Below are 12,214 nucleotides of genomic sequence, written 5' to 3'. Positions count from 1 at the left end.
CCCGTTCAGCCCGCTGGCGTAGTCGAGCTGCAGGCCAAGCTCGCTGCGCGAGGTGATGTCGTTGCGCTTCGCCAGAGTGAGCGCACCGGCATTGGCGCCGGCCCAGTTCGCCTCGGTCAGCGCCGGGCTGCGCGCCTGGATCGCCTGCAGCGCCGCGAGCGGCGAGAGCGTCAGGCCGTTCCAGTCGAGCACGGCGGCGCTCGCCTGCAGCCGGCCGCTCCAGGCGGTCGTCGCATAGGAGGAGGAGAGTGCGCTGCCGAGCACCGGGATCGCGCGCTTGACCTCGTTCTCGAGCCGGCCATAGCCGAAGGCAGCGGCAAGATTGAGCGGGCCGAGCCGGGTCGTGCCGTAGAGGCCGGCCTGGACGACATCGGCCTCGGCCTTGCCGAGACCGCCGGCGAGCGAGGACCGGGCGCTGCCGCCGGAGACCGCAAAGCCCGCGACCGTGCCGGGCATGATCCTGAAATCGGCGCCGACGGCGAGATGCGCATCGTCGAGATCGCGCCTGGCCGAGCCGATGCGCGCACTGCCGTCGCTGCGCCCGACCGATCCGAAGGCCGCGCCCCAGACGGTATAGGCCGGGATGTCGAGCCGCGCCGCCGGGCCCGCCCCATCGGCGCCCTTACGGGCGAGGCCGGAGAAGGAGGCTTCGCCAGGTGCTGCAGCCCCCGCGCTGCCACGGCCCGCCGCGAAGGGATCGAGCATCGCCCGCAGGAACTGGTCGGCGGCCGAGACCGCCATGGCCGGCGCTGCGGTATGGGCCTCGCCCGAAAGCTGGTTCACCGCCCCGGGGATCGCCGCGGCCGGCAGGTTGTAGATGCCGAACAGCGAAGACGGATCGGCTCCGCCCGCCACCGCCCGGTCGAGACCGGCTGCGACCGAAAACGCGTTCGAGGGCGATCCGACGAAGCTGGCCAGCGGCTTTGGTGACAGCGTGAGCAATACGTCACTGGCGGTATAGGCCAGGCTCGTGCCGATGCCGGCCCCGAAGCTGCCGGTCGAATCGAGCGTGCCGAAGCGCGTCCCGCCGAGCCCGCCCTGCGCCGAAAGCAGCGTATAGAGCGTGGTGAAGGAATAGGGCCCGCCCAGGGCGCCCAACCTGAGCGTGCCTGCGAGGCTCGCGGTGCCCGTGACATTGACCCGGTCCGAGACCGAACCCTGGATCTCGGCCTCGTAGACCGAGCCCGCGCCCATGGTCAGGGTGCCGTTGACGGTCAGCGTTCCCGGCGAATTGCCGGGCGCCAGCGTGCCGTTCACCATCGTCGAGGGCAACTGACCGGAGCCGCCGAGCCGTGCGCCCGCCGCGACGGTCAGTCCTGACGATGCCGCCAGCGATCCGTTCACGATCAGCGAACCACCGTTCACCGTCGTCGTCCCCCGAAAGGTGTTCATTCCCCTCAGGATCGTCGTCCCACTTTCGTGCAGGATCGCTCCAATTCCGGTCAACGTCGCGCCAACCACATAGTTTGTATCGGTATGATTGAACACGAGCCGCGCGGAGCCGCGGCCAAAGCGGATTTCCGTTACATCGATGAAGCCAGGCGCGCGGGCGACTGCTCCTGCCGCCGCGCCAATATTCACGGTGCCCGTCGAGCCGGCACTGTTGGCGATGACAAGCATGCCGCGACCGTCGTCGATGCGAACCCTGCCGCCACTGTCGATCGTGGCGTCCGCGACGCCGAGATTGCCGACCATCAGATAGCTGGTACCGAGCCACTGCGAATTCGCGCCCGTCACCCGCAGATCGCCACGCGAACCTGTTTGCCAGGCGAGGATGCCCTGGTTCGTCTGGACAACAGCTCCGTTCGAGACAAGGCCGCTGCCCTGGCCACTCATTCCAAAGACCGAATAGCCGCCAACCTTAAGCTTTGAACCGGCGCCATCGATGATGAGCGAGCCCCGGCTTGACGCGAACTCGCCGACACCCGTGTTGACCGCCACCGCAACCGAGCTGCCATTGGAGATGACGACATCGCCGCGTCCCCCGTAACCAGCCATCAATGTGCCCCGGATGTTCCAGGTGGCGCCGCTGACGGTGACCGCCCCCACACCCGTCACGTTGTAGCCGGCGGTGATAGCGCGGTCGTCGGCCTTGGCGCCGGCGAGAACCTGATAGGTGCCTTGCCCGGATTCGCCGACAATATGGCCGTTGCCATTATACCAGGTGGTCCCTGCTCCCGAGAGCGTGATCGTTCCGGCAGAGCCGGCGAAGGAGCCGGTCGTCACGAAAGCCGCAAAATTTGCCGCCGCACCGCCCGAAGCGGTGAAGCTGCCCTGGCCCCTGTAGCCGGCATAGAGGTAGTCGCCGGACCAGGCCCCGCCGATCAGGTTGGCCGATCCCGTCTCTCCGGCGAGGTTTGCGACGGTCGTCGCGGCCGCGGTGAGCGAGCCGCCGGTCGATACCGTCAGCGATGATGTCATGCCGATCGCGCCAATGTGCAGCAGGTTCGCGGACGCCCCGGCAGCAGTAATGGACGGCGCAATCAGCGAGCCAGCGCCGATGGTCACTGTCGTGGCGCCAGTCGGGACGGCGCCGAGCGACCAGTTCGACGCGGTATGCCAATCGAGAGAAACGCCTTGCCATGCTGTTTGAGCGTGGGACGGCGTCACGCCAAGCGCGAACCAACTCACCGTCGACAAGGCCGCCAGCCCCGTGATGGCACGAGGATAACTCCGTAGCGGCCGCATGCGCCCCCCTGGGTCTTCAACGCCCAATAGCAAGCACATACCCCAAGGGAATTCATAAAATTGTCAAGAAATTAGTAAATCATTTCATTCGAGAATTTGAACAACCATTCACATCACATGGCCGTATCGAGTCGAAATCGTCCCGCGCCCTGAATATTCCGAACCCTGATTAATAATCGACGCGCCCCAATTACGGCACGCTCTCCGGCCAAAATCTATCAACCGCATATTGTGATGTTATTTCGCGCTCCTGGTGTTCTTGTAACGTAGATAAACCTGCATCCGGCGCATAAGAGACGGAATGCGCCCTTCAATGCCGCGCAGAGACGAGAAAGGGCGTGCGCAGTGATGCACACGCCCCTTTGCGCAAACATGGCCTCGCCGGGGCAACTCTCACAGAGGCTTGGACGCCGAAGTCGCCCCTGTACGACCCGATGCAAGCCGAGACCCGCGCCGTCCGACTGCCGGGATCGAGACACGATCTCGATCCGCATCCACCGTCCCAGCATCACCGCATCGCCTCGACCGGAAGGGATGCGGCAAGCCGCCCGGATCAGGCCGTGGCGTAGCCGACCGTGCCCTTGATCTCGAGGAATTCCTCGAGGCCGAAATCGGCATATTCACGGCCATTGCCCGACTGCTTGTAGCCACCGAAGGGGGCGCCAGCATCCCAGGCCGGGTAGTTGATGTAGACATTGCCGCTGCGCATCTGCGCCGCGACCTTGCGGGCGCGTTCCAGCGAGCCGGACTGGACATAGGACGCAAGCCCGTAGGGCGTGTCATTGGCGCGGGTGACGACTTCCTCTTCCGTCCGATAGGGCAGAATCGAGAGCACTGGCCCAAAGATCTCTTCGCGCGCGATCGTCATGTCGTCCGTGACATTGGCGAACACGGTCGGGCGGACGAAATAGCCGCGATTGAGGCCCTCGGGGCGGCCCGGACCGCCGGTGACGAGATCGGCGCCATCCTTGATGCCGGCCTCGATCAGTGCCTGGATCTTGTTGTACTGCGTCTCGCTGACGACCGGCCCGAGCCAGGTGCCTTCCGCCGAAGCAGCGCCGACCTTGAGCGGCTCGGCCGTTGCCTTGGCGATTGCGACCGCCTTATCGTGCAGCTCCGCCGGCACGAACATCCGGGTCGGTGCGTTGCAGGACTGGCCACTGTTGCGCATCACGCTCTCGACGCCGAGCTTCACCGCATGGCTCAGGTCGGCATCATCGAGGATGATGTTCGCCGACTTGCCACCGAGTTCCTGATGTACGCGCTTGACGGTGTCGGCCGCCGCCTTGGCGACAAGGATGCCGGCGCGGGTCGAGCCGGTGAACGAAACCATATCGACCTGCGGATGGCGCGAAATCGCTTCGCCGACCGTCGGACCATCGCCATTGACGAGATTGAAAACGCCCTTCGGCACGCCCGCTTCGTGCATCACTTCCGCGAAGATGATCGCGTTCATCGGGGCGATCTCGCTCGGCTTCAGCACCATGGTGCAGCCCGCGGCCAGAGCCGGTGCGACCTTGCACATGATCTGGTTCAGCGGCCAGTTCCAGGGCGTGATCATGCCGACGACGCCGATCGGCTCCTTGGCGATCAGCGTCGTGCCGCGCAGCTCCTCGAACTCGAAGCTTTCGAGCGTCTCGATCATCTTGGCGAGATGGGCCGTGCCCATTCCGGCCTGCGCACGATGCGCCAGATCCTTCGGCGCACCCATCTCCTGCGACAGCGCGTCCGCGATATCGGCATAGCGCGCCTTGTAGGCCTCAAGCAGGCGGCGCATCAGGGCGAGGCGTTCCGCCTTCGACGTCGCGGCAAAGGCCGGGAAGGCGGCGCGTGCGGCAGCGACCGCCTTGTCGACGTCGGCCTCGGTGCCAAGCGCGATGGTGGCAAAGGCCTCCTCGGTCGAGGGGTCAATGACCTCGAGGGTCTTGTTGCCCATCGGCTGGACCCATTGGCCATCGATGTAGAATTGCAGGGCATGCGACATGGTGCGGTCTCCGTCGGCTGGTCTTTGGGGGAAGTAATGCTCGTCCCTGAACAGGCGATGTCCGGGGAACGGCAGCGAGGCGGCCGCAGCCCCTGAAGCTGGCGACCGTAATTGGCGGCGGATCCGGCCAGCGCGCATCGCCCTCGCGAGCGGCTCGTCCAGCTCCACCTGACGGAATGTTTGGCGCTATGGCAGCATGGATACGACGATAGGCGGGCGTCACGCGCTTGTCACCGTCAGCAGGCGGGCCTTGCTGGAATGACCGTCATGCACGCCAGGCGGCTGGAGCTTGCGGTCGATCTGCAGCGACAATCCGTTTCAGCTGCGCGAGGGCTCAGCGTCACTTCCCAGGCTTGATCATCGTCACCTTGTAAACGGCGCCGTTGCGGTCATAGGTGGTCCACTCCCCAACCTGCTCGCCACGCTCGAAACAGCCCGAGCGCATGCGAACGCCATCCCTGCGGAACCATTCCCCATAGCCGGTGGCCACTCCATGGAGCATCTGGCCCGGGCCCAGGCGGTAACATCCTTGTGGTAATGAACGTAATCGTCTGGTTTCGACTGCTCCATACCCAGCATCTCCCGGAACAGGGCTTGCTGCGGTCAAGATCCCAGGCCGGCCGCAGGTCATGCCCACCTCATTGCCCATTCTGTATGCGCAATCGGCTCGACACAAATCCGTGACCGCCCTGGTTCACAGCCCTGCCTTGCGCTTGGCGCCGCTGGCGCATGGATCAATGGAATCCTACAGTCTGCTATTCCCCAAAACACAGGGCAGGCGTTGCAGATCGATGGACAAGCGTGTCGAGACCGATGAGCAGAAGCCGGCTCTGTCGGAAGCGGATATCCGCTCCATCATCATTGGCATCATGCTCGCCATGTTCCTGGCAGCGCTGGACCAGACCATTGTCGCGACCGCCATGCCGACGATCGGGCGCGAGCTCGGCGACGTCACGCATCTGCCCTGGGTCGTGACCTCCTATCTGCTGGCTTCGACCGCGGTGACGCCGCTCTACGGCAAGGTCGCCGACATCCATGGGCGGCGGGTCACGCTGCTCGCCGGCATCGTGATCTTCATCGTCGGCTCGGTTGCCTGCGCACTGGCATCGTCCCTCTGGCTGCTGGTGGTGGCGCGCTTCGTCCAGGGGCTCGGTGGCGGCGGGCTGATCTCGATGGCGCAGACCATTATCGGCGACATGGTGCCGCCGAAGGAGCGCGGAAAATATCAGGTCTACATCGCCAGCGTCTTCTTCTCCTCCTCGCTGCTCGGACCGGTGCTCGGCGGGGTGATCTCCGAGGCGCTGCATTGGTCGGTGATCTTCTGGATCAACCTGCCGCTCGGGCTCTTCGCCTACCTGATGACCGACAAGGCGCTGAAGCGCCTGCCGCGGCATGAGCGACCGCACAAACTCGATTTCCTCGGCGCCGGGCTGATGACGAGCGCAACGGTGACGCTGCTGCTCGCGCTCTCCTGGGGTGGCGTGCATTATCCATGGGCCTCGGCGCCGATCCTCGGGCTGGTCGGCCTGTCGGCACTGCTCTGGATCGCGTTCGCCATGCGTCTCAAGACCGCAGAGGAGCCGCTGATCCCGCTCGCGATCCTGGCCAATCCGGTGGTGCGGATGGGCACGATCGCCGCCGGCTTCGGCATGGGCACCTTCATCGGGCTCACCATCTATCTGCCGCTCTATTTCGAGACGGTCGCCGGCCTCTCGGCGGCCAATTCCGGCATGGGACTGATCCCGCTGACCTGCGGCACCGTCATCGGCGCAACCGCATCGGGGCGGGCGATGACCCTCCTCAAGCACTACAAGCGCGTGCCGATGGCCGGGCTTTGCATCGCCCTGATCGGGACCGCACTGCTCATCGCCTTCGCTGGCAGGATGTCGCTCATCCCCTTCGGTATCGTGCTGGCCGTGATCAGCCTCGGCTTTGGCACCCTGCTGCCGGTCGCCACCGTCTCGATCCAGAATGCCGTCCAGCCCCACCAGCTCGGCACCACGACGGCAACGGCGAACTTCTTCCGGCAGATCGGCGGGGCGCTGATCGTCGCCGTGTTCGGAGCGATCGTGCTCGGCGGCATCGGGGCAGGCTCGGGCGTTACGGCCGAGACGCTGCGGAGCGGAACGGCGGACCGCGCCACCATGATCATGCTGTTCCAATATGTCTTCGCAGCGACGTTCGCGGGCTTTGCACTGGCCCTGTTCTTCCTGTTCAGGATGAAGGAAATGCCGCTGCGCGGCCGCGCCATCGAGGCTGCGAAGGAAATCGCAGGCGAATAGGGCGGCACAAGCATCCTCGTCCGCGTTTGACGAGCATCAAACCGGCGGGGTTGCCGGCAGGCTAAACCGGAGCGCAATCTCGCATTGCCGCAACTCTGTCACAGCCGCGCGGCAGGTTGAGTTTGCCCGCCAAAGGAGAGCCCCATGTCCGATCTCGTCGTCATCGTATACCCGACCGAGGCCAAGGCCGAGGAGATGCGCCAGAAAGTCATCTCCCTGCAGAAGGAATACCTGATCGAGCTCGGCGACGCGGCGATCGCGGTCATGCATGAGGGCGGCAAGATCAAGCTGAACCAGCTCATGAACACCACCGCGCTCGGGGCGGTCTCAGGCAGCTTCTGGGGCCTGCTGATCGGCGCGATCTTCCTGATGCCGGTGTTCGGCGCTGCCATCGGCGCGGCGTCCGGCGCGCTCGGCGGCGCGTTGACCGACTACGGCGTCAATGACGGCTTCATGAAGGAACTCTCGACCAGCCTGCAGCCCGGCAACGCCGCGCTCTTCCTGTTGATCCGCAAGATGACCGGCGACAAGGTGCTGGAAGCGATCAAGGGCACGGGTGGCGTGGTGCTGAAGACATCGCTCGACCACACGCGCGAGCAAGCCCTGCGCGACGCGATCTCGGCGTCGCCTGGAGCAGGCGAACATCCTTCGACGCCCGGCGCGACAGCAACCCCGACGGCCGGCGAAGCACCTTCGCCCGTGGGGTGAAACACACCATCAAGACGACATCATCCCGGGCAACCAGAGCGGAGCCCGGGATCCTTTCGTCACCGCTTACGACAAGGACCCCGGCGGCGCTACGCCTCTGCCGGGGTCTCAGCGCGCGTATCAGTCCCGCAGCAGCTCGTTGATTCCGGTCTTGGCGCGGGTCTGGGCATCGACCGTCTTGACGATCACGGCGCAGTAGAGCGAGGGGCCCGGCGATCCATCATTCAGCGGCTTGCCGGGAAGCGAGCCGGAAACGACCACCGAATAGGGCGGCACCTTGCCGATATGGACCTGCCCGGTGGCGCGATCGATGATCTTGGTCGAGGCCGAGATGAAGACGCCCATCGAGATTACCGAACCCTCGCCCACGATCACGCCCTCGACCACCTCGGAGCGGGCACCGACGAAGCAATTGTCCTCGATGATGGTCGGGTTGGCCTGAAGCGGCTCAAGCACGCCACCGATACCGACGCCGCCGGACAGGTGCACGTTCTTGCCGATCTGCGCGCAGGAGCCGACGGTCGCCCAGGTGTCGACCATGGTGCCGGAATCGACATAGGCGCCGATATTCACATAGGACGGCATCAGCACGACATTCGGCGCGATGAAGGCGCCGCGGCGCACGGCGGCCGGCGGCACGACGCGGAAGCCGGCAGCGCGGAAGCGGTTCTCGCCCCAGCCCTCGAATTTCGAGGGAACCTTGTCCCAGAACACGCCCTCACCCGGCCCGCCTGCGATAATCTTGTTGTCGTTGAGACGGAAGGAGAGCAGCACGGCCTTCTTGAGCCACTGATGCGTGACCCATTCGCCATCCACCTTCTCGGCAACGCGGGCCTGGCCGGAATCGATCATCTCGATGGCCTGCTCGACGGCATCGCGCACTGCGCCTTTGGTGCTGACCCCAATCTCTGCCCGGTTTTCCCAGGCGGCATCGATGGTGGCGGCGAGATCGGTCAGGCTCATCGTCGGTCTCCGTTCAGAATGCGCCGGAGCGATGGCGGATCGAGGCAGCGGCGTCAAGGAGAAGCGCGGCGCGCCACCGAACTTCTCGTCACCGCGTGCCGACGCCAGCCGCCAGGCGTCGGCTGTACTGAAGCGTCATGAATCCAGCGGCCGCAGGAACGCCCCAATCGCCCCCCCAAGATCATCGACATCGACGGGGAATCTCGGAATCATGGTTGCGATGAAGCCTTCTCTTTCAAGACGAGCTGCGACCGCGATCGCCTTGTCGGCCACGATCATCGGCGCAGCCCCAAAGGCCGCAGCACAGGCCCAACGAGATATCGATTGGACCACGCAGAAATGCGTCCGGTACAAGGAGGCCTATGGTGCGGCCATCGCCAAGCGAGGAAAGGCAGGGTTGAGCGACGATTTCCTCACCCGGCACGATGCCTTCCTTGCGACCAACTGCACGGCACAGGCGGATGTTTGTCCACGCAGCGGAAAGGAGCTTGAGCTGGCTAATATCCTCGTATTGATGTCCCTCAATGGAGGGCTCTCGAGCACGTTCCTGCCTTTCGCCTGCCGAAAGCCGGCATAGGGCGTCTGCACGCCTCACCTTGATGTGACGGAAGACGCTCGGTCTATTCCTCACCTCTACCGCCTTCCTCTATTGAAGAGCGATTTCCACTCCCCATACGCAAGGAGCGGCTATGCGTCTCTGGATCAGGAACCCGCTCGGCATCGTCGCCGAGGACGCCGGCGGCGGCGTGGTGGTCGAGCATGGCGCCATCGTCGAACTGGTGGCCGCCGGCAGCGCTCCGGCACAGCAGGTCGACGAGGCGTTCGATGCCTCTGATCATGTCGTGCTGCCCGGGCTGATCAACACGCATCACCATTTCTACCAGACGCTGACGCGCGCCCATCCGGCCGCGATCGACCGTGAGCTCTTTCCCTGGCTGAAGGCACTCTATCCGCTCTGGGCTCGGCTGACCCCCGATGATCTCAGGCTCGCAGTGCGGATCGCACTCACCGAATTGCTGCTCTCCGGCTGCACCACTGCGGCCGACCACCACTATCTCTTCCCGAAGGGGTTGGAGAGCGCAGTCGATATCGCCGTGGACGAGGCACGCGCGCTCGGCATCCGCATGACCGTCTCGCGCGGCTCGATGAACCTGTCACAGAAGGATGGCGGGCTGCCGCCGGATGCTGTGGTGCAGGACGAGGAGACGATCCTGGCCGATAGTGAGCGCGTGCTCTCGCTGTTCCATGATCCAAAGCCAGGCAGCATGATCCAGATCGCGCTGGCGCCCTGCTCTCCCTTCTCGGTGACGCCTTCGCTGATGGCGAAATCGGCTGAACTCGCCGCGCGCTTCGATGCTCCGCTGCACACCCATCTCGCCGAGACGCAGGATGAGGAGGCCTATTGCCTCGAGGTCTACGGCAAGCGCCCGCTCGACCTGCTGGAGGATGTCGGCTGGATGCGGCCAAAGACCTGGCTTGCGCATGGCATCCATTTCTCCTGCGAGGAATGCGAGCGGCTCGGCCGCGCCGGCGTCGGGATCTGCCATTGCCCGACCTCGAATGGCGTGCTCGCCTCCGGTTTCTGCCGGACGCGCGAACTCGAGGCCGCCGGCTCACCGCTTGGCCTCGGCGTCGACGGCTCAGCCTCCAATGACGGCTCGAACCTGATGGAAGAGCTGCGCCATGCCCTGCTGATCAACCGCTTGCACTACAGGAGTGCCAGCGCCGTGACCGCACGCGACGTGATCCGTTGGGCGACGGAAGGCTCGGCGCGTTGCCTCGGCCGCTCCGATATCGGGCGGATCGCCCCTGGCATGCAGGCCGATCTGGCGCTCTACCGGCTCGACGAACTGCGCTTCTCCGGCGCGCATGATCCCGTCGCAGCGTTGGTGCTGTGCGGCGCGAATCGGGCCGACCGTGTCATGGTCGCGGGGCATTGGCGGGTGGTCGACGGTGCGGTGCCAGGGCTGGACATCGCCGCGCTGCGGCGGGCGCATGGACTGGCGGCGCGGCGCTATGACTAGGGCGGCTCTACGGCTTCGCCGGGTCGTTCGCGACCAGCGACAGCAATCCGGGAAAGCGTGCCTCGATATCGTCGCCTCTCAACACTGCCGCCCGACTGTTGCCGCGGTCCACTTGCCGGATCAGCCCGGCGAAGCGGAGCACGCGGAAATGGTGGGTCAGCGAGGCCTTGCTGACCGGCAATCCAAAGGAAGCGCAGGTGCGCTCCGTCCCCGCCGGCGCGCGGGCGAGTGCCGCAATCACCTGGCGACGCAGCGGATCGGCGAGCGCGGCCAGGACCTCGCCCAGTTCCATCGCTTCCATCTCGGGATGACCATCAGCGTCGCGCATGCTCAAAGCCAGTCAAGGTAAGACTTGAATCTTACCTTTGGAATGGTAAGGTATGGTCATTGACTTACCATGAGAGACCGAAATGTCCAACCAGCCTCTGGATCTGCCACTGCCCGACCGGGGCGAACGTACTCCCTATGCCTTGATCGGAACGGCACGCGCAAAGGTCGGGCAGGCCGATGCGCTGGAGCAGCGGCTCGTCGCGCTGATTGCGCCAACCCGGCAGGAAGAAGGGGCGCTTGCCTATCATGTGCACCGCGACCGCGGGGATGCCGATCTCTTCGTTTTCTATGAAGTCTGGAGCAGCGTTGAAGCGCTGCGCGCCCATCTCTCCCAGCCTTATGTCACAGCATTCCTCGCCGAGCGGCACACCTATCTCGGGGGGGACCTCGACATCCGCTGGCTGCGCATGAGCAGCGCCTTCACCTGATGGAGTCTCGCGCGGCGCCTCAGCGTGTCGCGACGACGAACAGCCTCGGGAAGGGCAGCAGCACGATGCCATCGGGCATCGCGGGGTAAGCCTGCGCAATGAGCCCCTGATAGCGTGTGAGGAAGGCTTCGCGCTCGGCCTCGTCGAGCAGATCGAGCAGCGGACGCAAGGCGGCGCCCTTGAACCACTCGACCACCGCCGAAGCCCCGCCGGCGAGCGGATGATGATAGGTCGTGCGCCAGATATCGAGCCGTGACGTGCCGCCGCGCAGCGCCCGATAATACCAGTCGGCGCCATGGCGCGCTGCACGCGCCTGCAGAGCTGGCGCAAGCTTGCCGGCCCAGGCCCCGTCTGCCGCAACCTCACGCATCAGCACATGGGCCGGTTCGTCGAGATTATCCGGCATCTGCACCGCGAGCGTGCCGCCCGGCGCAAGCTTGGCCACGAGCGAAGGCATCAGCACTTCGTGATCGGGCAGCCATTGCAGCACGGCGTTCGACAGGATGACGTCATAGGGGGCGGCCGGCTGCCATGAGGCGATATCGGCAATCTCGAACCGGATCGCGGGCAGGCGCTTGCGGGCGGCCGCGATCATGTCGGCGGAGCTATCCATCCCGCTGATCGCGGCGTCGGGGAAGCGCGCCAGCAGAAGCTCGGTCGAGTTGCCGGGCCCGCAACCGATATCGACCGCGCTCGCCACGGCATCCGTCGGGACCTGGGCTAGCAGATCGCGAACCGGGCGGGTCCGTTCGTCCTCGAACTTCGTGTATTGCCGCGCCGACCAGGTCATAACGATCTCCATATCCT

At 65.3% G+C, this 12,214-nt stretch carries 10 protein-coding genes; 4 read left to right on the top strand and 6 right to left on the bottom strand.

From position 1 onward, the window contains the following. Window positions 1-2,688: autotransporter outer membrane beta-barrel domain-containing protein (locus AB4099_RS33685; protein ID WP_441481288.1), on the bottom strand; the 2,688-nt coding region annotated here is incomplete at its 3' end. Window positions 2,689-3,241: 553 nt separating this feature from the next. Next, window positions 3,242-4,672 (bottom strand): aldehyde dehydrogenase family protein, encoded by a 1,431-nt coding sequence (locus AB4099_RS33680; protein WP_441481287.1) that lies wholly within the window; start codon window positions 4,670-4,672, stop codon window positions 3,242-3,244. A gap of 791 nt (window positions 4,673-5,463) precedes the next feature. Between AB4099_RS33680 and AB4099_RS33675 the strand changes: the two genes are divergently transcribed. Together AB4099_RS33675 and AB4099_RS33670 are read left to right on the top strand one after the other, a co-directional pair. Then, entirely contained in the window at window positions 5,464-6,954 is a 1,491-nt protein-coding gene (locus AB4099_RS33675; RefSeq protein ID WP_441481286.1) for an MDR family MFS transporter, read from the top strand. Window positions 6,955-7,098: 144 nt separating this feature from the next. Then, complete coding sequence (locus AB4099_RS33670; RefSeq protein WP_113519146.1) at window positions 7,099-7,662, top strand: DUF1269 domain-containing protein; 564 nt, start codon at window positions 7,099-7,101, stop codon at window positions 7,660-7,662. Window positions 7,663-7,782: 120 nt separating this feature from the next. On the opposite strand, the gene dapD is transcribed toward AB4099_RS33670, so the two are convergent. Beyond that, window positions 7,783-8,625 carry a 2,3,4,5-tetrahydropyridine-2,6-dicarboxylate N-succinyltransferase gene (gene dapD / locus AB4099_RS33665; protein WP_113519173.1) on the bottom strand — a complete coding sequence of 281 codons (843 nt, stop codon included), beginning with the start codon at window positions 8,623-8,625 and terminating at the stop codon, window positions 7,783-7,785. 135 nt (window positions 8,626-8,760) lie between these two features. Further along, on the bottom strand, window positions 8,761-8,904 hold the full coding sequence (locus tag AB4099_RS33660) for a hypothetical protein (RefSeq protein ID WP_441481285.1): 144 nt from the start codon (window positions 8,902-8,904) through the stop codon (window positions 8,761-8,763). Between the two features lie 410 nt (window positions 8,905-9,314). On the opposite strand from AB4099_RS33660, the gene AB4099_RS33655 reads away from it, so the two are divergent. Beyond that, window positions 9,315-10,649: an 8-oxoguanine deaminase gene (locus tag AB4099_RS33655; RefSeq protein WP_113519148.1), complete on the top strand. Its 1,335-nt coding sequence runs from the start codon at window positions 9,315-9,317 to the stop codon at window positions 10,647-10,649. Window positions 10,650-10,656: 7 nt separating this feature from the next. On the opposite strand, the gene AB4099_RS33650 is transcribed toward AB4099_RS33655, so the two are convergent. Continuing rightward, entirely contained in the window at window positions 10,657-10,977 is a 321-nt protein-coding gene (locus AB4099_RS33650) for an ArsR/SmtB family transcription factor (RefSeq protein ID WP_113519149.1), read from the bottom strand. An 82-nt stretch (window positions 10,978-11,059) separates the two neighbouring features. On the opposite strand from AB4099_RS33650, the gene AB4099_RS33645 reads away from it, so the two are divergent. Beyond that, window positions 11,060-11,407, top strand: coding sequence for a putative quinol monooxygenase (locus AB4099_RS33645; RefSeq protein WP_441481284.1), 348 nt, complete (start codon window positions 11,060-11,062; stop codon window positions 11,405-11,407). A gap of 19 nt (window positions 11,408-11,426) precedes the next feature. Here the strand turns inward: AB4099_RS33645 and tam are convergent, their stop codons facing one another. After that, window positions 11,427-12,197, bottom strand: a complete 771-nt coding sequence (gene tam, locus AB4099_RS33640) for a trans-aconitate 2-methyltransferase (protein ID WP_441481283.1) — start codon at window positions 12,195-12,197, stop codon at window positions 11,427-11,429. Window positions 12,198-12,214: the final 17 nt, after the last annotated feature.

Source organism: Allobosea sp. 2KB_26 (assembly GCF_052115715.1).
Classification (GTDB): Bacteria; Pseudomonadota; Alphaproteobacteria; order Rhizobiales; family Beijerinckiaceae; genus Allobosea.
The sequence above is the reverse complement of the archived record's forward strand: the minus strand, read 5'-3'. Positions and strand labels throughout refer to the sequence as shown.

Coding starts and splice junctions, on each gene's coding strand:
- dapD (WP_113519173.1), bottom strand. CDS start 8,625: ATGAGCCTGACCGATCTCGCCGCCACCATCGATGCCGCCTGGGAAAAC.
- AB4099_RS33680 (WP_441481287.1), bottom strand. CDS start 4,672: ATGTCGCATGCCCTGCAATTCTACATCGATGGCCAATGGGTCCAGCCG.
- AB4099_RS33650 (WP_113519149.1), bottom strand. CDS start 10,977: ATGCGCGACGCTGATGGTCATCCCGAGATGGAAGCGATGGAACTGGGC.
- AB4099_RS33655 (WP_113519148.1), top strand. CDS start 9,315: ATGCGTCTCTGGATCAGGAACCCGCTCGGCATCGTCGCCGAGGACGCC.
- AB4099_RS33660 (WP_441481285.1), bottom strand. CDS start 8,904: ATGATCGTGGCCGACAAGGCGATCGCGGTCGCAGCTCGTCTTGAAAGA.
- tam (WP_441481283.1), bottom strand. CDS start 12,197: ATGACCTGGTCGGCGCGGCAATACACGAAGTTCGAGGACGAACGGACC.
- AB4099_RS33670 (WP_113519146.1), top strand. CDS start 7,099: ATGTCCGATCTCGTCGTCATCGTATACCCGACCGAGGCCAAGGCCGAG.
- AB4099_RS33675 (WP_441481286.1), top strand. CDS start 5,464: ATGGACAAGCGTGTCGAGACCGATGAGCAGAAGCCGGCTCTGTCGGAA.
- AB4099_RS33645 (WP_441481284.1), top strand. CDS start 11,060: ATGTCCAACCAGCCTCTGGATCTGCCACTGCCCGACCGGGGCGAACGT.